The organism is Chishuiella changwenlii, from assembly GCF_900142565.1.
Classification (GTDB): domain Bacteria; phylum Bacteroidota; class Bacteroidia; order Flavobacteriales; family Weeksellaceae; genus Empedobacter; species Empedobacter changwenlii.
This window is the reverse complement of the sequence record NZ_FRBH01000010.1, coordinates 99,486-124,481: the sequence shown is the minus strand read 5'-3', so window position 1 is coordinate 124,481 and position 24,996 is coordinate 99,486. Positions and strand designations below refer to the sequence as shown.

Annotated in this window: 25 protein-coding genes; 7 read left to right on the top strand and 18 right to left on the bottom strand. The window is 28.9% G+C overall.

Annotated elements, in window-relative coordinates:
• The first annotated feature begins 1 nt into the window (after window position 1).
• Window positions 2–637 (top strand): hypothetical protein, encoded by a 636-nt coding sequence (locus BUA86_RS13195; protein WP_143147332.1) that lies wholly within the window; start codon window positions 2–4, stop codon window positions 635–637.
• Between the two features lie 48 nt (window positions 638–685).
• On the opposite strand, the gene lipA is transcribed toward BUA86_RS13195, so the two are convergent.
• The 3 genes from lipA to BUA86_RS13180 all read right to left on the bottom strand — a co-directional run bounded on the left by lipA (window position 686) and on the right by BUA86_RS13180 (window position 3,409).
• Window positions 686–1,555, bottom strand: a complete 870-nt coding sequence (gene lipA / locus BUA86_RS13190) for a lipoyl synthase (protein ID WP_072933416.1) — start codon at window positions 1,553–1,555, stop codon at window positions 686–688.
• Window positions 1,556–1,835: 280 nt separating this feature from the next.
• Entirely contained in the window at window positions 1,836–2,837 is a 1,002-nt protein-coding gene (locus BUA86_RS13185; protein WP_072933414.1) for a hypothetical protein, read from the bottom strand.
• 62 nt (window positions 2,838–2,899) lie between these two features.
• Window positions 2,900–3,409, bottom strand: coding sequence for a methylated-DNA--[protein]-cysteine S-methyltransferase (locus BUA86_RS13180; RefSeq protein ID WP_072933412.1), 510 nt, complete (start codon window positions 3,407–3,409; stop codon window positions 2,900–2,902).
• A gap of 82 nt (window positions 3,410–3,491) precedes the next feature.
• On the opposite strand from BUA86_RS13180, the gene BUA86_RS13175 reads away from it, so the two are divergent.
• The gene (locus BUA86_RS13175; protein WP_072933410.1) at window positions 3,492–3,941 is read left to right on the top strand and encodes a copper resistance protein NlpE; all 450 of its coding nucleotides are present in this window, start codon (window positions 3,492–3,494) and stop codon (window positions 3,939–3,941) included.
• 224 nt (window positions 3,942–4,165) lie between these two features.
• Here the strand turns inward: BUA86_RS13175 and BUA86_RS13170 are convergent, their stop codons facing one another.
• From BUA86_RS13170 to BUA86_RS13135, 8 genes are all read right to left on the bottom strand, one after another.
• Window positions 4,166–4,546 carry a hypothetical protein gene (locus BUA86_RS13170; RefSeq protein WP_072933408.1) on the bottom strand — a complete coding sequence of 127 codons (381 nt, stop codon included), beginning with the start codon at window positions 4,544–4,546 and terminating at the stop codon, window positions 4,166–4,168.
• A 26-nt stretch (window positions 4,547–4,572) separates the two neighbouring features.
• Window positions 4,573–5,445 (bottom strand): tetratricopeptide repeat protein, encoded by an 873-nt coding sequence (locus tag BUA86_RS13165; RefSeq protein WP_072933406.1) that lies wholly within the window; start codon window positions 5,443–5,445, stop codon window positions 4,573–4,575.
• Window positions 5,446–5,507: 62 nt separating this feature from the next.
• Window positions 5,508–6,209: a LytR/AlgR family response regulator transcription factor gene (locus BUA86_RS13160; protein ID WP_072933404.1), complete on the bottom strand. Its 702-nt coding sequence runs from the start codon at window positions 6,207–6,209 to the stop codon at window positions 5,508–5,510.
• The gene (locus BUA86_RS13155) at window positions 6,197–7,375 is read right to left on the bottom strand and encodes a sensor histidine kinase (protein WP_072933402.1); all 1,179 of its coding nucleotides are present in this window, start codon (window positions 7,373–7,375) and stop codon (window positions 6,197–6,199) included. The genes BUA86_RS13160 and BUA86_RS13155 overlap by 13 nt, the downstream gene beginning before the upstream one ends.
• 1 nt (window position 7,376) lies before the next feature.
• Entirely contained in the window at window positions 7,377–8,516 is a 1,140-nt protein-coding gene (locus tag BUA86_RS13150; protein ID WP_072933400.1) for a DUF4932 domain-containing protein, read from the bottom strand.
• A gap of 194 nt (window positions 8,517–8,710) precedes the next feature.
• Complete coding sequence (locus BUA86_RS13145; RefSeq protein WP_072933398.1) at window positions 8,711–9,733, bottom strand: AMP-binding protein; 1,023 nt, start codon at window positions 9,731–9,733, stop codon at window positions 8,711–8,713.
• Window position 9,734: 1 nt separating this feature from the next.
• Window positions 9,735–10,349, bottom strand: coding sequence for a DUF1684 domain-containing protein (locus BUA86_RS13140; protein WP_072933396.1), 615 nt, complete (start codon window positions 10,347–10,349; stop codon window positions 9,735–9,737).
• Entirely contained in the window at window positions 10,346–11,380 is a 1,035-nt protein-coding gene (locus tag BUA86_RS13135; RefSeq protein WP_072933395.1) for an o-succinylbenzoate synthase, read from the bottom strand. Before BUA86_RS13135 ends, BUA86_RS13140 begins: the two co-directional genes overlap by 4 nt.
• Before the next feature lie 202 nt (window positions 11,381–11,582).
• Between BUA86_RS13135 and BUA86_RS13130 the strand changes: the two genes are divergently transcribed.
• Window positions 11,583–13,970, top strand: coding sequence for an outer membrane beta-barrel family protein (locus BUA86_RS13130; protein WP_072933393.1), 2,388 nt, complete (start codon window positions 11,583–11,585; stop codon window positions 13,968–13,970).
• A 115-nt stretch (window positions 13,971–14,085) separates the two neighbouring features.
• Here the strand turns inward: BUA86_RS13130 and BUA86_RS13125 are convergent, their stop codons facing one another.
• The 7 genes from BUA86_RS13125 to BUA86_RS13095 form a co-directional block, all read right to left on the bottom strand.
• Window positions 14,086–14,745: a YggS family pyridoxal phosphate-dependent enzyme gene (locus BUA86_RS13125; protein ID WP_072933391.1), complete on the bottom strand. Its 660-nt coding sequence runs from the start codon at window positions 14,743–14,745 to the stop codon at window positions 14,086–14,088.
• A gap of 7 nt (window positions 14,746–14,752) precedes the next feature.
• Window positions 14,753–16,000 carry a DUF1015 domain-containing protein gene (locus BUA86_RS13120; RefSeq protein ID WP_072933389.1) on the bottom strand — a complete coding sequence of 416 codons (1,248 nt, stop codon included), beginning with the start codon at window positions 15,998–16,000 and terminating at the stop codon, window positions 14,753–14,755.
• A 29-nt stretch (window positions 16,001–16,029) separates the two neighbouring features.
• Complete coding sequence (locus BUA86_RS13115) at window positions 16,030–16,980, bottom strand: D-2-hydroxyacid dehydrogenase (protein ID WP_072933387.1); 951 nt, start codon at window positions 16,978–16,980, stop codon at window positions 16,030–16,032.
• 97 nt (window positions 16,981–17,077) lie between these two features.
• The gene (gene serC / locus BUA86_RS13110; RefSeq protein WP_072933385.1) at window positions 17,078–18,148 is read right to left on the bottom strand and encodes a 3-phosphoserine/phosphohydroxythreonine transaminase; all 1,071 of its coding nucleotides are present in this window, start codon (window positions 18,146–18,148) and stop codon (window positions 17,078–17,080) included.
• Between the two features lie 158 nt (window positions 18,149–18,306).
• Window positions 18,307–19,566 carry an aminotransferase class I/II-fold pyridoxal phosphate-dependent enzyme gene (locus BUA86_RS13105; protein ID WP_072933384.1) on the bottom strand — a complete coding sequence of 420 codons (1,260 nt, stop codon included), beginning with the start codon at window positions 19,564–19,566 and terminating at the stop codon, window positions 18,307–18,309.
• A 93-nt stretch (window positions 19,567–19,659) separates the two neighbouring features.
• Window positions 19,660–20,697, bottom strand: coding sequence for a PLP-dependent cysteine synthase family protein (locus BUA86_RS13100; protein ID WP_072933382.1), 1,038 nt, complete (start codon window positions 20,695–20,697; stop codon window positions 19,660–19,662).
• A gap of 143 nt (window positions 20,698–20,840) precedes the next feature.
• Window positions 20,841–21,992: a GlmU family protein gene (locus BUA86_RS13095; protein WP_072933381.1), complete on the bottom strand. Its 1,152-nt coding sequence runs from the start codon at window positions 21,990–21,992 to the stop codon at window positions 20,841–20,843.
• A 158-nt stretch (window positions 21,993–22,150) separates the two neighbouring features.
• On the opposite strand from BUA86_RS13095, the gene aroB reads away from it, so the two are divergent.
• The 4 genes from aroB to BUA86_RS13075 all read left to right on the top strand — a co-directional run bounded on the left by aroB (window position 22,151) and on the right by BUA86_RS13075 (window position 24,960).
• Complete coding sequence (gene aroB, locus BUA86_RS13090) at window positions 22,151–23,203, top strand: 3-dehydroquinate synthase (protein WP_083580375.1); 1,053 nt, start codon at window positions 22,151–22,153, stop codon at window positions 23,201–23,203.
• Window positions 23,204–23,215: 12 nt separating this feature from the next.
• Entirely contained in the window at window positions 23,216–23,626 is a 411-nt protein-coding gene (gene msrB, locus BUA86_RS13085) for a peptide-methionine (R)-S-oxide reductase MsrB (RefSeq protein WP_072933379.1), read from the top strand.
• Window positions 23,627–23,675: 49 nt separating this feature from the next.
• Entirely contained in the window at window positions 23,676–24,062 is a 387-nt protein-coding gene (locus BUA86_RS13080; RefSeq protein ID WP_072933377.1) for a hypothetical protein, read from the top strand.
• Between the two features lie 139 nt (window positions 24,063–24,201).
• Entirely contained in the window at window positions 24,202–24,960 is a 759-nt protein-coding gene (locus BUA86_RS13075) for a hypothetical protein (RefSeq protein ID WP_072933375.1), read from the top strand.
• The last annotated feature ends 36 nt before the right edge of the window (window positions 24,961–24,996 follow it).

The window sequence follows — 24,996 nt, the reverse complement described above, 5'->3', positions numbered from 1 at the left end:
CATGAAAAAGTACATTTATTTAAGTTTATTATCATTTATATCTGTTGGATTTTATTCTTGTAAAGAATTTAAAAATTCCATTAATGATACGCTTAACGAAAAAGTTGATTCTGTTGAAGATGAAAAAGCAACTCCTGTATCAACCCATGTAGAAAAAGAAGACGAATTAGTGCTTGTGAACAATTTACATGCATTAGAAAAGGCTGAAAAAGCTTTACGTAATCGCAATGAATTTAAAGGGAAAGATATTTTTATTTATAGAACAATTCACTTTTATGATGATGGTAGAATTAATGTAAAATTACAGAATCCTGATAATCCTCTTTTTATAGATCAATACCAATACAAAGATGAAAAATGGGAAGAACCTACTCCTGTTAGACTTTCTAAGAACGATAAGATTAAAGAAGATTTAGTTAATTTAAATCGTGTTTCTTTTCTTCATGTAAACAATGTTTACAATGCGTTAGTTGAAAAGAGAAAGGAAATAGGAAGCAAATCTACTGATTATACAATTTATGTAGCTTATTATAAAGATAGAGTAAATTGGTATCCTTCTACATTATCTAACGATCGTTATGAATATGATATAGAGTTTAATGAAGATGGAACATTAAAGTCTTTTGAAATGAAATAAAAGATTGATAAAATAAAAAGCTCGGAAAATTTCCGAGCTTTTAAATTATTATAAAATATGTTTTTCTGCGTGGTAAGAAGAACGAACCAACGGTCCTGATTCTACATGTCTAAAACCTAAGCTACGAGCAAAATCTTCGTAAGCTTTAAACTGTGCAGGTGTTATAAACTCTTTTAATGGTAAATGCTTTTTTGTTGGTTGTAAATATTGTCCAATTGTAATAACATCTACATTTGCATTTGCAACATCCTGAATAGTTTCAAAAACTTCATCTTCAGTCTCTCCTAAACCAAGCATCATACCTGTTTTTGTACGACGTTGTCCTGCCTCTTTAGCATAACGAAGAACTTCTAATGAACGATCATATTTTGCTTGTATACGAACTTCTCTTGTTAATCTACGAACAGTTTCCATGTTATGAGATAAAACCTCTGGTGCTGCTTCAACTAAACGATCAATGTGTTTTTCTACTCCTTGAAAATCAGGAATCAAAGTCTCCATTGTTGTTCCAGGACTTATTCTGCGGACAGCTTGTATTGTTTCTGCCCAAATAATAGATCCCATATCTTTTAAATCATCACGGTCAACAGATGTTAAAACCGCATGTTTAATCTTCATTAATTTAATAGATCGTGCAACTTTTTCTGGTTCTGCCCAATCCACTTGTTCTGGACGACCAGTTTTTACTCCACAAAAACCACAAGATCTTGTACAAACATTTCCTAATATCATAAATGTCGCAGTTCCTTCTCCCCAACATTCTCCCATGTTTGGACAGCTTCCACTTTGACAAATTGTATTTAATTTATATTTATCTACTAATCCTCTTAGTTCTTTATGTTTTTTTCCTGTTGGTAACTTCACACGTAACCATTCAGGTTTTTTTACTCTTCCGTCTGGTAATAGTTCAACACTCATACGTTACTTTTCTAATTTGCTAATTTACGACATATTTTTAATAAATTTTAATCATATGAAAGAACAATAACTCAATTTAGGATACATCTTGATTGCTTATAATTAAACAAAATTATACAGCTATTCATGCTTATCATCGGTAGATATACAATGAAAGTATAAGGCAAATTCATTATAAAATGGAATAAAAAAAGTGACTCACTACGTTTAGTAAATCACTTTTTCTATTAAAATTAATTATTTTAAAATTTAGTTAGATTAAAAACCTTTGGTATTGTTTTTAAACACTATCACCTATTCTAAATATCAATAAATGTGTTGATCTTGCTGCTAAAGTCATTCCTGTTCCAGAACAATTACCAGACTGCCCCCTACCTAATCGTATTTGCCAATTTGTAGGAGTCGTTAAAACAGTTGCGTAACTAATTGTACTTCCGTGATTAGATAATGCTCCTTGATTATGAGAAGCTGTATTATGAATTCTTTGAGTTCCAGATGTGTTAGGGAAATCTACAAAATATGAACTAATAGTACAACTAGCAACGTCGTGAGTAGCCTCGTAAACAAAAATAATTTGATAAACTCCTGTAGGGAACGAAATTGTTCTAGTAGTTTCATTGTATGTCAAACCAGTAATTGCATTCTTAACTGAAGTCATAGGAACAATTGATGAACCTCCTGCTCCTTGTCCATTTAAAAAATTAGCTTCTGCAGTACCAAGATTAAAAACAGACGGAGATGGTATAGAGAAATCGTTTGCGATATTACTTGTTAATCTTACATTATTACTAGCATCAACCATTAAAATCTTTCCCGTAGATGCATTAGCTTCTTGTAATCCATTTAGTGCTAAAGTATTTGCCACTGAAGTTGTAATGGCTGTAGCTTCACTTAATGTTCCACCTAATTTAACATTTCCACCGACTTGTGTTATTCCATTTATAGCACCAGTTTGTTGCTTTAATTTTTGCCAAACTAAACCATCAAAAAAGTAATAACCAATCTCATTTACATTTGCCGTTTTTGGTGTTCTATTAGCTAATAACAAAGCTTCTGTTACATATATTATACTACCTGTTTGATCTAAGGAATATAAACCGTCTTTAAGTTTTAAATTTTCTCCTGTTAATTTTGGAGGAATGATTCCATCTGGGATTGTTGAAATAGAGCTTGAAGCTACTTCTAAAGTAGCATGTGGTATTGTTGTTCCAATACCAACCTGTGCAAAAATAGGAACTGATAATAATAAAATCATTACCAATAAAAAATAGATGTTTTTCATTTATTGTTTTTAGTGTTTTCTCAAATTTAGTGAAAAAACAATATCCTTTAGCACATTTGCTGTTAAAATAAATTAAGTTGTTTTGATTCTAAATCTAACAGAAATTGTTTACGATTTTTTCCACCAGCAAATCCAGTTAAAGAACCGTCAGAGCCGATAACACGGTGGCAAGGAACGAGAATGGATATCTTATTCTTACCATTGGCATTAGCAACAGCTCTTATCGCTAATAAATCACCAACTGCAATAGCTTGTTCTTTATATGATCGTGTTTCTCCGAACTTAATTTTTAATAATTGATTCCACACCTTCTGTTGAAATTCTGTTCCAATAAAATCTATTGGAATGGAAAACTGTTCTAAATTACCTTCAAAATATAAATCTAATTCGCCTTGAAGTTGATTTAGAATTTCATCATTATCATTGTAAATAATTTCTCCAATTTTTTCTAATTCTTTTACTTGTTGTGTTGTTGTTTTTCCATCCAAAAAATTTAACATACAAACTCCTTTCTCAGATCTTACAGCAATCATTTCTCCCAACAATGTTGGTACATTTTTTGAATAAAACATTTTTATATTTTTACTTGAAAGTTAATTAAATATATCCGTAATTTGTTATCAAAATTAATATTAAAAACTCATCATTTTAATAATGAAAAAATCTATATCTTTTTTTATTTTAACGTTATTCGTTATTTTTTCTTGCCAATCTAAAAGTATTCAGACGGAAGAAAAACAAGTTGAAACTAAAGCAGAAGCAAAAGCTATTGCGAAAGAACATAATTCCAAAAACTCATTAGATTGGGCAGGTAAGTATGAAGGTACAATTCCTTGTGCCGATTGTGAAGGAATAAAATATATTGTTGAATTAAAGAAAGATGGTAACTTTTTTATTGAACAAGAGTATTTAGGAAAAGAAACTGTTTATCAAGACGAAGGTTTTTATAAATGGGATGCTTCTAATAATATTTTACATTTAAATTCTAATGTAACTCCACTTATCTTAAAGGTTGAAGAAAACCAGTTAAAAGTTTTAGATCAAGAAGGGAAAGTTATTACAGGAAATTTAAAAGATAAATATATTTTAAAAAAGATTAAATAATCTATTGTTTAGTCATCTTGTTTTTAATAAGATCTTGTCATGTTGAGCTCGTCGAAACATTGTTGAATTCGCTATAATTCTTCGACAGGCTCAGAATGACCATCAGAATTAATAAAATGTAGCCATTTAAAAAGTTACGTTGATTCTAAACATACTTATCACTTACAGTTAAATTAACCGCAAAGATTACGAAGAGAAAAAAGATAAATTAAAAATCTTAGTATTTATATATTTTTTATAATCCAATAATCGCGAGAAATTCCAACATCGTTACGGTTAACTTCTATTTCATCGCAAAAATCAAGGAATAACTCATCCAAAGTTTTATCTATTTTTGGTGTAGAACCCAATAAATTTGTGATAACTGGATTTGTTTCCTCTTCCATTAATTTTCCTTTGTAAGTTTCTATAAAGTTTTCTTTGTAACCAACAAATGTACTTGGTACAAATACCAATACTTCTTCTGTGTCAATTACCAAAAAGGTTTTTGATAATTTAATTAATTGAATTGTTTTTTCTTTTTCAAAATCAGAACCTAGTTCTAATCCTTCTAAAAACATTTCTACATTATCAAAAATTTCTTCTTTATTCTGAACAAATTCCATTATCTAAATTTTAGCAAATTTAAAAATTAATCCTCTTTTAATAAAACTTCCACTTCTAAATATTCGTGATAGTTTTTCACAAAATCATGTTCGAAATCGATATCTTCTAAACGCATTTGTAAATTCTTTTTATCGATATCTATAAAATCTAAAACAGTATGCACATTGTATTTTTCGATGCAATTATAAATTGGATAAAGGGTAATTTGTTTAAGTGTAAGTGCTAGAACAAAACAATCTATTCCATTAAAATTAACACCAATATCAGCAAAACTTTTATAAAAAGAAATTAAGTTTGTTTTGAGCTGAAGATTATAATTAAAACTTTTCAACTTAAAATTTTTCAACACCAAACGATTTGTTGTTTTTAAAACAATCTCTTCTGTTATTTGAATATTTTTGCTTAATAACTCAACAACTCTTTTATCTTCTACCAATTGATATAAGGCGTTTAAGTAACGTTTAGCCTCTTCTAAATTAAATAATTCTATATTTACTAAAACAGACAGAAAAAGAAATCTTTTGTTCATTGGATAAACAATTTCTATTTCTTGTAAATATTTTAATGCTTCTTCAAATTTTAATTTGTGAATATAATATTCTGCAATGTAAAAATTAGCTGCAAATAGATAATAGTCTTCCTTTTTAGCTTCTAATAAATATAAAATAGATTCTTCGTTGAAATTTAAATTTCGCTGTACAACTCCTTTTAAAAAAAGCGCTTTCTTATCGTTAGGAAATTCGTGAAGTAACTGATTAAGTAAATCCTGAGCCTTTATAAGTTGCTGAATTGGATTATGAATAAATGAAAAACCTTTCCAGATTGGATATTTATTTTCATCTATTTCATCATCGAGAATTAAGAAAAAAATGTCATTAAATAATCGATTATAATCCACAGTTGTTTTATTTTACGTTTGCTAAAATTAAGCTATTTTTAGAAGTTTACAAATTTTGATGATTAAACTCCTAGAATTTTAAATAACTCTTCTTTTTTCTGTATAGAGATAGAAATTGTTTTTCCATTATTTAGTTGAACTGTATTCCCAGAAAAAGATTGAATGCTATTGATATTAATTATAAATGATCGCTGGACTCTTAAAAAATTTGAAGAATCTAACGATTCTTCGAAAGATTTCATTGTCGATAAAATGGTATAATTCTGTTTTTCTGTAACTATTTTTAAATAATCTCCATTTGCTTCTATATATAGGATAGTATCTAAAATAATTTTTTCAAATTTCCCATTAACTTTTAAAAAGATATTTGTTTTTGTATCCAACGTTTTATCTTTCTGTGTATCCTTTTTGTACAAACTAACTTTATTTACAGCTTTCAAGAAACGTTCAAAACGAACAGGTTTCACTAAATAATCCACTGCTCCAGAATCAAATCCATCTAGTGCAAAATCTCTATGTGCTGTAACAAAAATAATAAATGGAGGTTTTTGTAAACTCTGAACTAATTCTACTCCATTTAGATGTGGCATATTTATATCTGTAATTAATAAGTCTATTTCATTTTCTTGTAAATAAGTAATCACATCTAACGGACTTTCAAAAGTATTACATACTTCTAAAAAAGGAATTTTTTCTGTGAAATTTTGTAAAATTTCTCTTCCTATTGGTTCATCATCTAAAATTATACATCTTATTTTTTCCATTCTTCTTGTAAATTTAAAACTAAATCAACTTCAAATTTTTTCTCTTCTTCTTTTATAAATAATTCATGATTTGAAGGATAAAGAAGTAATAATCTCTTCTTCACATTATCTAATCCTATTCCTCCTAAATTATTTATCTGAGATTTTTTTTCAACATCATTCAGCAATATAAATTTAAACTGATTATCCTCAATTGTAATTATCATATTCAGAAATGAATTATCATTATTTTTTAGTCCATATTTAAATGCGTTTTCAATAAAAGTAAATGTTAGCAAAGGAGCTATAGTTAGTTTTTTACTTGTATGATTAATTAATTTAAAAGAAATATTTTTATTGGTAGCATGACGCATTTTTTCTAATTGAAAATAATTCTGAATAAACTCTAGCTCTTTTTCTAAAGGAACTGTTACAGCATTAGATTCATATAAGGTATAGCTCATTATTTCTGATAAATTTAGAATAACCTCTTGTGCATAATCATCTTTTTTTAATACTAATCCATATAGATTATTTAAAGTATTAAAAAGAAAATGAGGATTAAGCTGTGCCTTTAAAAAATCTTTTTCAATATTAATTTTCTCAATCTCTAAAGTTGCTTTTTGTTTTTGAATGGTTAAAACTTTATTGTAAACTCTAAAAATTTCAAATAAAATTTTGAAAAAGAAAAATGGTGCCAAATTAGAAAAAATGATAATTGCTTGAGACATTAATCTTAAAGGTGAAATAGCTTCTAATAAAGTCTGAGCAGCACTCATTCCTATTGCGCCTTTTAATTCTCCTGCAGAAATTTCAATTCCGAAATAATGGTAACTTACCGAAAATAAATATGTAATTAATAACCATAGAATACCACAAAATATAATACTTAATAGCAATAATAAAATTGATTTTATTCGATTGAGGTATTTAAAGCTTGGAACAACAACATAAAAGAAAAAATAAAAAATACTCATATTAACAACTGTCATTCTAATCGTCATCACCAATCCTTCAAAAAAAGTTAATTGATAAGAAAATTTATAGGCTAACATTAATAGTGAGCCAAAGAAAAACCACATAAAAAAGTGAAGTAATAATTGTATCCTTTTTGTGTAAATCTTTTCGAAATTAAACGATTCTATTTTATCTAAAAAATATCCTCCAGCAGAGTTTTCTCTCTGCATCTTACAATTTATTTTGTTTTTCTGACCACTCTAAAAGCATAGGATATAATTTCTCTACCTTAATTTCATTATTAGTTTTGTACTGTTCTAATAGAAATAAATTAAACTCTTTAAACTTTATAAAACCTCTTTTTTCGACCATAATTTCATTTAAATTATTCATTATTTCTTTAAATTCAACAGATTCTTTTTCAAAATGATCAAAAGCATATAAAGTATAAAGCGACCAAGTTAAATATTCATCAAATAATTTTATTGGATTTGGATAATGTTGAGTTCCCTTATTACTTTCATCTACCCAAATAGAGCGTTGGTTGAAAATAGAATTTATTTTTTCTTTATACTTTTCACTAACTGGTCCAACATAATTGTGATCAATTTCTGTAAAAATAATTCTAATATTCAACATTTTTTTATACAAATCAGATTTAGTTTCATCATTTTTTATAGTTGGTAAAAAAAGTAGTATTTCTTTAAAATCATTGTCCTCAAAAGTATGTGTCGCATTAATAGATCCTAACAAAGGAGAAGTCAAAACACGGTAGCTATTTATCCTCGTATCAAACTTACTTTCTATCCATTTTTTCTGAATAGCTATTTCTGCAAATTTCTCATAGTCCTTTTTCAAGGATAAGTAATATGATTTATTTTCTTTATAGAATTTTCTAAAATTAGATTTATTTGCAAAATCCTCTAATAGTGATATATAATTAATAATAGGATTTTCTTTTAATTCATATTTTCCAATTCCTTTTGCTGGAAATTTATACACATTTGTTGCTACAATTTTATTCTCATCAAATCTAAATCCGTAAGCATTTCCTGGTAAAAGAATAAAATTAACTATATTTTCTTCTAATAATTTATCAAAAGCAAGTACAATTTCATGTTGAAAGAATGGCTTAAAATTCTCTTGAACAACTTTATAGTATGCAGTTTCTTTATTAATTATATTTGGATTATCTCCATTTTTCGTTAATGAGAAAATCGTATAAATTAATTCTTGTACTTCATTAATTTCTATAGTTGTTTTCCCATCATTAGTTTTGATATAATTTGTATCAAAGGAAACTTCTTTTTCTTGAGAATATCCAAATTGAAAGCTCAATAAAAACAGAATAATCATCTTTATTTTTGTCATGATAAATAATTTTGATTCAAAACTAAATCAGCTATAAACTGAATCAAATTATTTTCGATAGACTTAAATTAAGTTTCGTTGAAATACTCTTTTTTGTCGATAAGGAATTCTAAAATAAAAAAATGGAACACAATATTTTCAATTTATATTGCATTCCATTTTTGAAATTTTATTTAATATTAATTCACAATCTATTAATACCTATCTCTTTTAATTTTCCCACTTTCTGTTCTAGGAAATTCTGGTATAAAAATAATTTCTTTCGGAACTTGATATTTGGTTAAATCTGCCAAAGAAAAATCTAAACTTCTCTCCTCTCCTTCTACGACCAAAACTAATTTTTCGCCTAATAATTCATCTTTCTTTGATGTAATATAAAATTCTGAATTGATGAAAGTTTTTAATTTAGCTTCTATCTGTTCTGGAAATAATTTTATTCCACCAGAGTTTATAACATTGTCAGCTCTACCTATCCAATTAAATTTTCGTTTACTAACCAATTCCACAACATCATTGGTAACAACTTGTAAATTATCATAAGGTGTATCAATCACCAAACAACCTCTCTCATCTTGAGAAATTTTCACCTCATCAAATGCTTCAAAAACATTTTCTATATCTAAAAATTTCTTATTCTTAACTTGTTTAAATGCAATATGAGTTATGGTTTCCGTCATTGCATATGTTTCGTAAACTTCATTTTCAAAATCAAACAAATCTTGTTTTACTTTATCAGAAAGTGGCGCTCCACCTATAATTAGTTTATTACATTTTGCAACAAAATCTAATGATTTTTCTACTTGCATTGGCGTTAATGCAACAAAATCTATTGATTGTAACTCTTGTTGTATAGATTGATTGATTTCATCTAAAGAAATATGACTAGTTGGTTGTATACTAATTAATTTTAAACCTATTTCAACTGCTCTTACCAACATTAATTTCCCAGCAATGTAATTTACTGGCATAGCTAATAAAGCAGTATCTCCTTTTTGTAAATGCAAATATTTAGCAGTCATATTTGCACTTTTACGCATATTTTCTTTGGTTAAAATAATTTCTTTTGGAGTTCCTGTAGAACCAGATGTATGAGCAATCATTATATCTGAATCCGAAAACCATTCAATTAAGAAATCCTTTACAGCTTGCTCAAAATCATTCGTTGGAACAATTATATTCGCATCAAAATCTGCTTTAGAAAAATTTAAATATAACATCTTATTTTATATAACTTACTCCTGCATTAATTTCTACATCTAATAAATTATTTGCAGGTGGAATTGGACAATTATAATGTTTACTATATGCACAATAAGGATTATATACTTTATTAAAATCTATTATAATCGTTTTAGATTTTGTTCCCAAATCTTTTGTACTTAAATCTAAATAGCGTCCTCCTCCATAAGATGTTACACCATTTGTATCATCCATGAAAGGTAAAAAAAGATGCTCTTTATACTCTTCCATAATTGGGAATGATTGATAAATTGTTAATTGATTTTGTTGTCCATCTAATTCAAATTCGACAACTCCATACTCTTTATAATTTTTAATCTTCTTTGCAGAGGTTGGAAACGGGATTACTTTACCATCTTTAATAGGCGAAAATTTAGCCTCTACAATGTACTTTTCATTAATTGGAAAAAATGTAATTCCTTTAAAATTATCTTTCTCTTCCTTTACTAAAGGAGTTGTTTTTGGATCTGTATACGATTCTGCTAACTCTTTTTGATAGTTTTTAATTTCTTCTATTCCTGATAGTTGTTTTGTAGCCTGACAACTAACTAATATTACGAACGAAAATATAATTATGAATATCTTGTTTTTCATTTATTTCTGTATAAAAATTCTCCTTTCAAATTTAATTTACTTGGTAAATTGTTTGTAAATAATCCTCCTGTTCCTAAACCTTGTGGCATCTCTGGATAAAGTATCGCTGTCCATTGTGCAATTGCATTTAATCCGACATTACTTTCTAATGCTGATGTAATCCAAAAAGGAATTCCGAAAGTATCGGCTGCATTTATCCATTCTAAAGATCCTCTAATTCCTCCAACTAAACTTGGTTTTAGAATAATATATTGAGGATTTATAGTTTCTAATAACTTAAATTTATCTTCTTGCTGAATAACTCCAATTAATTCTTCATCTAATGCAATTGGTGTTGGAGTAATAGCACATAGCTCTGTTATTTCTTTTATTTGCCCCGCTTTTATTGGTTGCTCTATAGAATGAATTTTTAAATCTGCTAATTGTTGTAAAACAACTTTAGCTTCATCAAATTTAAAGCCTCCATTAGCATCTACACGTAATTCCAATTGTTCAGCAGAAAACTCTTCTCGCAATTGTTGTAAAATTTTATGCTCATTTTCCCAATCAACACCAATTTTAATTTTAATGCATTTAAAACCAATTGTTAATTTTTCTTTGATTTGTTCTCGCATAAAATCTATAGACCCCATCCAAATTAGTCCATTTGTTTGGATACCTTCATCTCCTGTAGAAAAAGATGATTCATATAAATCTGGGTTATATATATCTGTATAATTATCATTGTAACGATTTACAGACATACTCTGAAAAGATTGTTCTAAACCAAATTGTATAGAAGGCCATTCGCGCAATTGATTCCATAATTCTTCAATTCCTAACTCTATGTTTTCGCAAGCCCAATTTAATTTTTCCTCATAATTTGGTTGGTCATCAGAACTTAAACCTTTAAATAAACCACACTCTCCTAAATATTTTTTTCCATCTTCTTCTATCGTAATAAAGTAAGTGATTTTTTCTGTTAATATTCCGCGAGAAGTTCCGCTTGGATTCTTAAATTTTAATCTATATTGTTCAAAACTTGCTTTCATCATTCAAATTTAGGAAATGAAATTAAGTTATTATATTTTATCTTCTAATTGTTTTTAAAAGACTCTTCTTCACAATTTTATAAAAATTATATTACGCCAATAAGTCTCTATTTAAGTCAAATTGTTAAAATAAATAAAAAAATAAATTTTTATTCTGTAACATTTACAATAGTTGTGCGTCTAAATTGTAAATAATCCTATAATGAGAAAATTACTAATTCCAATAATCTGTTGTATAGCAGTTAACATTTCTGCACAACAAGATAGAAAAGGAAAATTGACATACTCTGACCAAACCCCAGTTGCATTTGTAGACATCATTATACAAGATGGCGATAAGATAATAGATGAAATTTCTACTGACGAAAATGGTGATTATTCTATTGATTTACCTGAGGGAAATTATATTATTAGAATTGAAGAATACGGAAACTTATTACATTCTCAAACTATTATTGTAGATAATAATTCTGAAATTGGAATTATCTCTATAGCTAAGCCTGAAAATGTAACGTTGAAAGAAGCTGTAGTAACTAGCCAGAAAAAATTAATTGAGAAAAAAGTTGACCGCTTAGTTTTTAATGTAGATCAAGCAGAAGGTGCAAAAGGAGGAAATGCTTTAGATGCACTTCGTTTAGCTCCACGTATAAAAGTTGATGAAAATAGCGAAACTGTATCTATCATTGGAAAAGGTAATGTTACTGTAATGATTGATGATCGATTAATGCAAATGAGTAGTACGCAATTAGCTAACTATTTAAAAACTATTCGTGCAGAAGATATAGAGAAAATTGAAATCATTACAAATCCTCCTGCAAAATACGATGCAACAGGAAACAGTGGTATCGTAAACATTGTACTTAAAAATGGTAAAAAAGATAGTTTAAATGGTTCCTTATCTTCAACATATAGTCAGCAAAAGAATGCTGGTTATAATGTTAGTGGAAACATTAATTACAGAAAAGGAAAATGGACATTAAATTCTAATATTTACAATGGGTATAATAACTGGTTTCAGCGTGCTAAAAATGATATTACATATGAAGATGAATTTTGGTCAACAACTGGTTACAACAAAAATGGAAATAAATATGTAGGAGGAAGAATTGGTGCTGACTACGAAATAAATGATAAGTTAATCACTGGTTTTAATCTTGATCTTGGTCAGGGAGATGGAACTTATGATAACGAAGGAACTTCAAATATTTTTAAATTACCAGAGAGAACATTTTCTCGTTATATTTCTACAGATCGTAGAGGAAGTAACTGGGATTGGACATACTTAGGATTAAATTATCATATCATTAAAAAGTTTGATACTGAAGGTAAAAAATTAACGTTCGATTTTGATTATTCTAATAATGTTGAAGGAGATATTGCAAAATCTATTAGTAATGAATTTAATTCAGATGGGACAGAAATTGCAGACAAATATGTAGGTTATCTTACTGATGTTCAACAAAAATCTAATCGTTTTAATCTTAGTTTAGATATGGAGCATCCTATGAATGATTGGAAAATGAATTATGGAACACGTTTCCGTTTTGCTAAAGACGAATCTGATAATTTACGTTATAGTAAAGAGTTAGACACGGATTTCACTGAAGACAAAGATTTAGCTAATCATTACCAGTATAACGAAAATATTATAGCATTATATTATTCAATAGAAAGAAAATTTGGAGAAAAATGGACTACTAAAGCTGGTTTACGTTATGAACATGCTGGTGTAAAAGGTTTTATTGAAAAAGATAATTTAACGTATTCAAACAAGTTTGATGGTTTATACCCAACGGCTTATGTAATGTATCAAGCTTCTGAAAATAATACGTTTACCTTAAATTATAGTCGTCGTGTACAACGTCCATTTATTTGGTATTTAAATCCAATGAAAACAGATATTAATGAGTTTACTAAAACTGAGGGTAACCCTAATTTAACTCCAGCTAATTCTAGTAATTTTGAATTAGAATATGCATACAAAGATTTAATTGTTTCTAGTATTTATTATAAGTCAGAAAAAGATATTTTTGATCAAATTGAAATCAAAGACCCTGAAACAAAAGTTGCGATAACAAAACCTTTAAATTTTGGACGTAATTATAGCATAGGATTCAGTGAAAATTTAAACTTAAAACCATACAAATGGTGGAAATTAAATGCTAGTGCAGATGTTTATTATAGAAAAGTAATCAGTAAAATTCCTGAAGTAAAAAATTTAGATGGATTAACTGGAGAGTTTAGATTGACAAATAACTTAGAGTTAAATAAAAAGAAAACACTTTTTGCAAATTATACATTTGCTTACTATACAAAAAGTTATGAAGCATTAACGACAATTGGTGACTTTATGAGACACAGCGCTGGTTTTAGAGCAATGATTTTTGACAAGAAACTTCAATTATCTGTTAATGTTTATAATTTATTAGAAAATAGAAATGGTACATATAGAAATATTTCTAATGGTATTATTACTGATAATTTTTATAACGCTTACAGAAATTTCCGTGTAGGATTAACCTATAATTTTGGTAAACAATTTAATATGGAAAAATCCAAATCTAATCAAGAGCAAGGAGGAAAAGGATAATAATTTCAAAAATAAAACCCAAAACGATTCAGTTTTGGGTTTTTATTTTTTATTATTAAAATTATTGAATAAAATAATTAGTTTAAATAGCTTAATTTATTATCTCAAGAAGTTTTTAAACGTTGTAATTTCTATGACCAAAAATAGAACTTCCTATTCTAACCATTGTACTTCCTTCTTCAATCGCTACTTCATAATCTCCACTCATTCCCATAGATAAAGTAGCTATAGTTGAGTAATTATTTTTAAGATAATCAAAGTTTGATTTTAATGTTTTAAACTCTTCTCTAATTTGATTTTCATCTTCTGTAAAAGTTGCCATTCCCATTAAACCAACAACTCTAACGTTTGGTAAAGCTTGTATTTCATCTTTCATTACTTGACGAATTTCAGCTTCATCAAATCCAAACTTTGTTTCCTCATCAGCAATAAATTGTTGCAACAAAACATCTATTACACGATTATTTTTTTCTGCTTGCTTATTAATTTCTTTTAATAATTTTAAGCTATCAACTCCGTGAATTAAATGAACAAAAGAAGCCATATATTTCACCTTGTTGGTTTGTACATGACCAATCATGTGCCAACGAATGTCTTTTGGTAAGACTTCGAATTTATCACACATTTCTTGAATTTTATTTTCACCAAAGTCTCTTATTCCAGCTTCGTAAGCTTCTTGTAAATCCTCTACTGGTTTCGTTTTAGAAACGGCAACCAAGGTTACATGATTTGGAATAGTTGCTTCTATATTTTTTAAATTAGTTTGAATACTCATTTTTTAATTATTCATTTAAGTCAAAAACAGGAAATCCGCTTAATGGTTTTGGTTCGATATATGTACTCTTTGGAGGCATTTTAAGACCTAAATCAGAGATTAATTGTAAATCCTTTACATCTATCGGATAAAAAGCAAATGCGGCTTTATATTCGCTGTGATCTACTTTATTTTTTAAGGCTTCTATACCAGCTTTACTTCTTGTACCTTTTTCATAATGTACACGAGAATCTTTACGAGAGTCTTGTATATTAAGAATTGGTTTCAGAACATTCTCTTCAAAAATATAAGTATCCAATTCGCTAAGGCCTTCTGTTGTTAAAATATTATTTTTAACAAAAAGGCTGTAAAACTCACCATCTAAATACAATACCAAATGATGTTTTTTTGTAGGAACAGTTAATTCGTCTTTTTTTGGTATTATTTCAAAATACTCTTCTAATGCACTTAAAAACTCTTGACTACTTAATCCATTTAAATCTTTAATTAATCGATTATAATCATTAATTATTAAATCTTCGTTAGAAACTAGCAGTGCTAAAGTATAATTAAAAGCTTCGTTTCCGTAAACCTCATCTTCAGAATTTTTTGTTGCATATTGTGTATAACGTTCCGAACTTTCCATACGGTGATGACCATCTGCAATGTATAATTCGTTAAGATTTTCTATCGACTCTTTAAACTGTTTTAAATTTAAGCGATTGTCTACTCGCCACAATAAATGTTGAACACCATTTTCTTCAGAAACTTTTAGCATTGGTTTACGCTTCATCTCTGTGTCTATTAATAAATCTACACGTTGCGTAGGCTTATAAGTTAATAAAACAGGCTCGGCATGAAAATGAGATTCTTTTAAATAATCTGCAAATAATTCTACACGACGTTCTATTGTTTCTTCGTGACGCTTTATTTTATTATTCTTATAATCTTCTATACTTACCAAACCAACAAGCCCTTTGGTTTGACGACCATCTGGCTGAATAACTTGATAAATATAAAATGAAGATTTATCTTGCGTTAAGATTTTTCTTTCGATAAAATCTTCAAAATTCTCTCGTACTTTTTTAAATTTTTCTTTCGAATCTTTAATTGTTTCATCCCACGTTGGTAAAATAACATGCAAAAAAGAGTTATCTTTTGTGTTAATATAATTTTCTAATTCTTCTTTAGAATATTGATTAACAGCAAGTGTAACAAAATTTTGTGATGTTTCTTCTGTAGGACGAACTCCTTTAAATGGCTTAAATTGAGGCATTATTAATTTTTATAAAAAACTGAACAAAATTATTTCCCGTAAATATCTGCAATTTGCGTTGCTAATTCAGTTCCAATTCTATCTTGTGCTTCGTTTGTAGAACCTGCAATATGAGGTGATAATGAAATAGATTCATTCATTAATAATCCCATTTCAGGATTTGGTTCATTTTCGAAAACATCTAATGCTGCTCCTGCAACTTTTCCTTCTTCTATAGCGTCTACTAAAGCTTTCTCATCTACAACTCCTCCACGTGCAGTGTTAATTACAACAACTCCGTCTTTCATCTTAGCAAATTCATTTTCTCCTAAAATATAACCGTCTTGTGCAGGTACATGTAACGTAATAAAATCTGACTTTGTAATTACTTCATCAAAATCTACCGATGCAATTGTAAAGTTTAATTTCTGACCATCAAAAAATTCTAATTCGATATCGTGAGTAACAGGGAATTTATCATAAACAAGAATATTCATTCCTAATCCAATTGCTTCTCTAATTACTTCTACTCCAATTTTACCAAAACCTATTACACCCATTGTTTTTCCTCTCAATTCGATTGCTTTTGCATAAGCTTTTTTCAATCCATTGAAATTAGAATCTCCTTCTAAAGGCATAGATCTATTGGCTTGATGTAAATTACGAACAATAGAAAATAAATGTGCCATAACAAATTCTGCTACAGACGCAGATGAAGACGCTGGTGTATTAATAACTTGAATTCCTTTTGATCTGGCATATTCAACATCAATATTATCCATACCAACTCCTCCTCTACCAATAACTTTAAGATTAGTAGAATCTATTAGTTCTTTACGAACTTTTGTTGCAGAACGAACTAAAAGAACTTCTACTCCATTTTGATTGATATAATTTTCTAATTGATCTTGTGCTACGTGAATTGTAAGGACTTCAAATCCTTTTTCTAATAAAGCATTTTCTCCTGCTTTAGATATTCCGTCGTTTGCTAATATTTTCATGTTATTTTTTTAGTATTAAGATATTAGATGTTAGATATTAGAACATAAATAGTAAAGAAAATCTCTTATCTAAATTCTAGTATCTCAAATCTAATTTTTATCCAAATTTTTGTTCGAATCGTTTCATTACTTCAACCAATACCTGTACAGATTCTAATGGTAAAGCATTGTACATAGATGCTCTATATCCTCCAACATCACGATGTCCAGCCAAAGAAACTACTCCTGCTTCTTTTAATAATTCGTCAAATTCAGTTTTTAAAATTTCATTATTCAAAACAAAAGTTGCATTCATCTGAGAACGGTCTTCTGTTTCTGCAGTACCTGTAAATAATCCATTTCTATCAATTTCTGCATAAACAGTTTCTGCTTTTTCTGTATTTATTTTAGCAATCGCCTCAACACCACCTTGCTCTTTTAACCATTGTAAGTTAAGCATTACACCATAAATTGCAATAACTGGCCAAGTATTAAAAGATGATTCTTTTTTGATATGTGTATCCCAATTTAAATAATCTGGTATGTTACGTCCTGTTTTCCCTAATAAATCTTTCTGTACAATTGCAACAGCAGAACCAGCAGGTCCCATATTTTTCTGCGCACCAGCATAGATTGCTCCAAATTTAGAAACATCTATTTTTCTTGATAAAATATCCGAAGACATATCACAAACAACTGGAACTGGAGAATTTGGAAATTCTTTTATTTGTGTTCCAAAAATTGTATTATTCGACGTACAATGGAAATAATCCACATCTGTAGGGATTGTATAATTTTTAGGAATATAATTATAATTTTTATCCTTAGAAGAGGCTACAATTTCTATTTCTCCAAAACGTTTTGCTTCTTTTATTGCATTTTCTGCCCATTTACCTGTCTGAGCATAAGCTGCCTTACCTCCTTCTTTCAGTAAATTATAAGCAACTGTAGGAAATTGTAAAGAAGCTCCACCTTGCATAAATAAAACATCATGCGTTTCTGGAACATTCATTAAATCTTTTACTAATGCTCTAGCAGTATCAATAACTTCCACCGCATCTTTACGACGATGAGAAATTTCTAAAATAGAAGTTCCTGAATTATTGAAATCTAAACAAGCTTGAGCCATTTTTTCGAAAACAACTTGAGGTAAAATGCATGGTCCCGCACTGAAATTGTGTACTTTCATAATGATATTGTTATGTGTTGTGTTTGTATTATCTAAACAAATATAGTAAATCAAATGGTCTTTAAATGATAAATAAACGACTACTTTTTATCAATATATCAACAAAAAAACCTAAACAAATTTTGTTTAGGTTTTTATATTATAATTGAAGTTTAAATTTAGTATTGAACAAAATCAACATTTAATTCTTCTGCTTTACGTTTATAATATCCGTCAGCTAATTTATCTTTAATTTCTGCGAAAGAATTTAAAGTATATTCTATATGCTCATCTTCGTGAGCAGCTGTAGGAATAATACGGAAAATAATCATTCCTTTAGGAATAACTGGATATACAACAACCGATACAAAGATTCCATATTCTTCGCGCATTTCTTTTGCAAGAACTGTTGCTTCGATTGGAGAACCATTTAAAACGATTGGAGTAACACATGTATCAGAACCTCCGATATCGAAACCTCTTTCTTTTAAACCGTTTTGAATTTTCTCTACGTTACTCCATAATTTATCTTTTAATTCTGGAGAATTTCTCAATAATTCTAAACGCTTTAATCCTCCTATTACCATTGGCATAGTTAAAGATTTTGCAAAAATTTGAGAACGTAAGTTATATTTTAAAATACGAATAATGTCTTTATCACCAGCAATAAATGCTCCGAAACCAGCCATTGATTTTGCGAAAGTTGAGAAGTAGATATCAATATCATCTTGACAATCTTGCTCTTCACCAGCTCCAGCTCCCGTTTTTCCTAGAGTTCCAAATCCATGTGCATCATCAACTAATAAACGGAATTTGTACTCTTCTTTATAAGCAGCGATTTCTTTTAAGATTCCTTGTTTACCTGTCATTCCAAAAACACCTTCTGTAATAACTAAAACACCTCCTCCTTGTTTATCTGCTAATTTACGAGCGCGGATAATTGTTTTCTCGAAACTTTCGATATTGTTGTGTTGATAAATAAAACGTTTACCAAAGTGTAAACGAACACCATCTACAATACAAGCATGACATTCAGCATCATAAACAATAACATCGTTTTTACCTACTAAAGCATCAATTGTAGAAACCATTCCTTGGTAACCGAAATTCATCAAATAAGATGATTCTTTTTGAACAAAGTCTGCTAATTCTTGCTCTAATTGAGCATGATAATCTGTTTGACCAGACATAGCACGAGCACCCATTGGATAAGCCATTCCGTATTGTGCTGCTGCATCTGCATCAGCTTTACGAACTTCTGGATGATTTGCTAAACCTAAGTAATTGTTAATTGACCAAGTAACTACTTTTTTTCCTTGAAATTCCATAACTGGTCCTATTTCTCCTTTTAATTGAGGAAAAACGTAATAACCTTCACCGTAATCAGCAAATTGACCTAATGGTCCTGGGTTTTGTTTTAAACGTTCAAAAATGTCCATTTTTATTCTTGTTTATTTTTTATTAATTGAAAAAAAGTAGAAAGTGAATAATCACGACCTACTTTAATAGTTTAATTTCTACAAATATACGTATTATTTTATTTGTTCTACAGTAGCTCTGGCTTCTAAACCATTTAGTCTACTATTTGTAAAACCTTGCTCCGCCATCCAATCATCACTAAACACTTTTGTCATGTAGCGAGATCCATGATCTGGATATAAAATTACAATAACAGAATTTTCGTCAAATTCACCTAATTCTGCTAATTGTCTATATGCTTGTGTTGCAGCTCCAGAAGTATAACCAGCCATCACTCCTTCTTTTAAGGCGATTTCTCTAGTTCTATATGCAGCTTCTTCGTCTGTTACCTTCACAAATTTATCAATCATATCAAAATGAAGAGCACCTGGAACTAAATTTTTTCCCATTCCTTCTATTCTATATGGGTAAATTTCGTCCTTATCAACCTCACCGGTTTCGTGATAAGTTTTCAAAATAGATCCGTAAGCATCTACTCCAATAATTTTTACATCAGGGTTTTGTTCTTTTAAATAACGTGCGCTACCTGTTAAAGTACCACCTGTTCCTGTACATCCAATTACGTGCGTAACTTTACCTTCTGTTTGTTTCCAAATTTCAGGACCTGTTGTTAAATAGTGAGCTTCTGTATTCCCTTGATTAAAATATTGATTAATATAAATGGAATTTGGTGTTTCAGCAGCAATTCTTTTTGCTACTTCATAATAAGATCTTGGGTCTTCGGCTGGTACATTAGCTGGGCACAAAAATACTTTTGCTCCCATTGCTTTTAAAAAAGAAATTTTTTCTGCCTTTGTTTTATCCGAAACTGCCAAGATACATTTGTATCCTTTTACAATAGCAACCATAGCAACAGCAAATCCGGTATTACCAGAAGTTGTTTCTACAATCGTTGCTCCAGGTTGTAATAAACCTTTTCTTTCAGCCTCTTCTATAATATGTAAAGCTATTCTATCTTTTGTCGAATGTCCAGGATTGCAACATTCTAACTTTGCATAAACTACACCTGGAATGTCTTGGTTAATTCTGTTTAATTGAACTAAAGGAGTATCTCCTATTAACTCTAAAACGTTTCTATATTTACCAGTCATTTCACAAATATTCTTTTTCTAACAAAAAGCAAAATTAAGGATTTTTTCATTAACTGTTAAAAGATTAACAATAAAATTGATCTTTGAAATAATTAAAAACCTTTTAATATTTTAAAAATCAACAACTTAATTTGTTTTTGTAATTAATTATTATTTAAATTAAAAATGTGTTCTAAAATCTTTTTATCCACAGATGTCAACGCTATTTTTCGTCTTTCCATCATTTTCTCTGCAGCTTCATATGCTCTGTCTAAATTAAAAACAGGAGCATCTGAATTACCTCCCCAACTATAATGTTTAATTAAGTTTGGTGGAAAACCTGATTGGAAAATATTAGCACAAATACCAACAACTGTACCAGTATTAAATTGGGTATTAATCGCAGACTTTGCATAATCTCCCATTATTAAGCCACAGAACTGTAAACCTGTTTTCACAAATCGACGATCTTTATAACTCCATAATTTTACCTCAGCATAATTATTTTTTAGGTTAGAATTATTTGTATCTGCTCCTAAATTACACCATTCTCCAATTACAGCATTACCTAAAAAGCCATCGTGTCCTTTGTTAGAATAAGCCATCAAAATAGCATTATTCAATTCACCTCCAACTTTACAATATGGACCTACTGTACAACCAGAATATATTTTTGCGCCCATGTTTATTTTAGCATGTTCACATAATGCCAAACCTCCTCTAACCATAGAACCTTCCATTATTTCTGCATCTTTTCCGATATAAATTGGTCCTTCTGAAGCATTCAAAATAGAAAACTCTACTTTAGCTCCTTCTTCCAAAAATATTCTTTCTGGATGTAAAACTCTATTTGTTTCAGAAATTGGTTGTGATACTCTATCTTTTGTTAACAATTCAAAATCAAATTCTATTGCTTGGAAATTATAAGTAAATAAATCCCATGAATTTTGAATATGAATAAGATTTTCTATGTGAATAACTTGTTCTGTAATTGTAGGATTATTATGATCAGTTTTTACAGCAACAATTTTATCTTGATGAAGAATTGTTTGGTTGAGTTGTAGGTTTTTTATTGTATTGATTAATTCTTCGGTTGGTAAATAGGAAGGATTGATGAATATATTTTCTGTTTGAAGTTGTATTGGAAACTTTTCTTCTAAATAATTTTGTGTTTTAAAAGAAACCTTTTCATTTAGTATTTTTTCCCAACGTTCAGTAAAACTTAAAATCCCCATTCGTAGGGATGCTACTGGCTTTGTAAACGTCAGAGGTAAAAGATGTTCCCATTCCTCTCCATCAAAAAGTACTATATTCATTTTAAAATAATTTGTGCAAATTTAAACATAAAAATATTAACACCACAATATACGGATAGTTTCTGCAATTTAATATAATCAAAATAAATCAGCCATTTTATTTGGTTCTTATAAAAAGGTCTGCGTAATTTTACAGACATTTTAAAAAATTTCTCATTTTGAAGTCAGCGCCGATTCATTTTGGTTCAATCGCATATATTTTAGACGATTACCTTGCTAATAATTCTTTTTCATCTGTTTTTTTCTTAGTAGATGAAAATACACATATACACTGTTTACCACTTTTATTAGCAGATTTAGACCATCTTTCTGCTTATGAGATATTAGAAATTGACGCTGGAGAAGAAAATAAAAACATCGAAACAGTTAATAATTTATGGTTAGCCTTAAGCGAATTAGAAGCTGATAGACATTCACTAGTGATTAATGTTGGTGGAGGTGTATTAACAGACATGGGAGGCTTTATGGCTTCAACTTTTAAAAGAGGAATTAAATTTATTAATATTCCAACTACATTATTATCTATGGTAGATGCTTCTGCCGGAGGTAAAAATGGAATAGATTTAGAAGGAATGAAAAATATGGTTGGTACTTTTAATCAACCAGAAATGGTTTTAATAGACCCTAAATTCTTATTAACATTAGAACAACGTCAAGTAAAGTCTGGTTTAGCAGAAATGTTAAAACATGGTTTAATTAAAAACCGTGATCATTGGGATAATTTAGTTCAATTACCTTCTTATGATGCAGAATCATTGGCTCCATTTATTTTAGACTCTATTCATATCAAAGAAAAAGTTGTTGATAGTGATCCATATGAAAAAGGTGAACGTAAAGTTTTAAATTTTGGTCACACAGTTGGTCATGCTATCGAAAGTGAATCTTTAGAAACAGATTTTCCTTTGCTACATGGAGAAGCGATCGTTATTGGGATGATTATTGAAACTTTTTTAAGCTACGACCAAGAATTAATTTCTAAAGTAGATTTAGAAGAAGTTTGTGAAAGCTTTTTATCCATGTATGCTCTTAATACAATAGATATGAAAATTTTCCCCAACTTAATGAAGTGGATGAAACATGATAAGAAAAATCAAAATAATTCGATTAGTTTTAGTTTAATTAATAAAATCGGAAGTTGTCGACATGATATTATCTGTACAGAAGCAGAAATTAGACAAGCTTTTGAGAAATATAATCAGTGGATTGGTTAAAAAATTATAAATATGGATAATTTACCTCAATACAAGATCAATAAATCTGACGATGAATGGAAAAGTGAACTTTCTCCAGAACAATATTATGTTTTAAGAGAAGCAGGAACAGAACGTCCATTTACAGGAAAATATAACATGCATTTCGAAAAAGGAGTTTATACTTGCGGAGCTTGTAATACAGAATTATTTTCTTCGGATTCAAAATTTGACGGACATTGTGGTTGGCCAAGTTTTGATAACGAAATTCCTGGTGAAAAAGTTATAAAAAAGGTTGATTATTCACATGGTATGGAGAGAGTAGAAATTCTTTGCGCAAGTTGTGGAGGTCATTTAGGACACGTTTTTAATGATGGTCCTACTGAAACTGGTTTACGTTACTGTGTAAACTCATTATCATTAAATTTTAAAGAAAATAAATAAATTTTTAAAGCTGTTTTTAACAGCTTTTTTCAATTAGAAAATAACATTTATGAAAGCAGCACGTATCATAATTTTAATTATCCTACTAATCCTTATGTACAACGGAATTTATAATTATAATTTAATGATTAACTTCCAAACAACAGATCGTCCAATTAATCCACTTCGTTATACATTTTTTGGTTTCTATTTCTTTTTAATTTTTTTAAATTTAATTGAATATGGGTTTGGGAAATTTAAATACGGTTCTTTAAAAAAATTATTTTACTACACTGTTTTTGCTGGTTATTTATTCTGCATTTTTATGTTTAAATACAATGATTATCATATTAAAGGATTGCCTTTGTTTGGTTACTTTACATTAGTTGTGATAACAATTTTTATGTTTAATCAGATGCTTAAAAATAGACCTGTTTATAAGAAGGTGAAAAAATAACTTTATATTGAGGTTAATTTTGTGTTACTCAATTACTTTTTTATCATTTTTTTTGATTTTTGAATAGTTTTTTAAGTAGTTTTGCGCCTTTATTAATTATGCTATATAACATAATAGCATTAAATTACTTAATTAACAGATGAAAACAAAGTTTACTTTAGTTATTTTACTTCTATCTTACTTCTCTATCGCACAAGTAGGTATTGGTACATTAACACCCCTAGCAACATTACAAATAGATGGAGAACCAACAAATACATCAAAAACGGATGGATTAATAGCTCCAAAAATTACAAAGGCACAATTAATTGCAAAATCTAGTTTATACGGTGCTGCACAAGCAGGAACAATTGTATATGTATCGGATATTTCTGGTAGTACAAATACGCCGACAAACAATATAAAAAGAGTTGGTTATTATTACTTTAATGGAACAGTTTGGAATACGATGGAATCAACAGCTGGTACAGTAAGTTTTACTGCAAGCTTAGGTTCTGGATCTGGAACAGTTACAAATGCTACAATAGGTGCAACTGCATTTCTTACAGTACCATTACCAAATGTAACATCTAATGTTGGTGGAGGAACATGGAATGCAACAAATAATATCTATACAGTTCCCGTTACTGGAACTTACTTAATAAAATCTAGTATTAGGTTAATTGATGGTTCTACGAATAGCCCAACTAGAAATATTTTCCAGGCGGTACATACAGATAATATAGATATCCCTGATGGAATTTGGCAAACAAACTCAGGAGCAAGATGGACAATGCTTTATACAAGAATTGCCAACTTTGCAGCTGGAACTGGACTTAGATTATATATTTATTCGGATGGTATAGAAGCTAAATTATCTGATGCATCTTTAAATATTAGTTTAATTAGTTTACAATAAATTTAAAAATACAGTTAAGAGAAATCAGATTAGTTT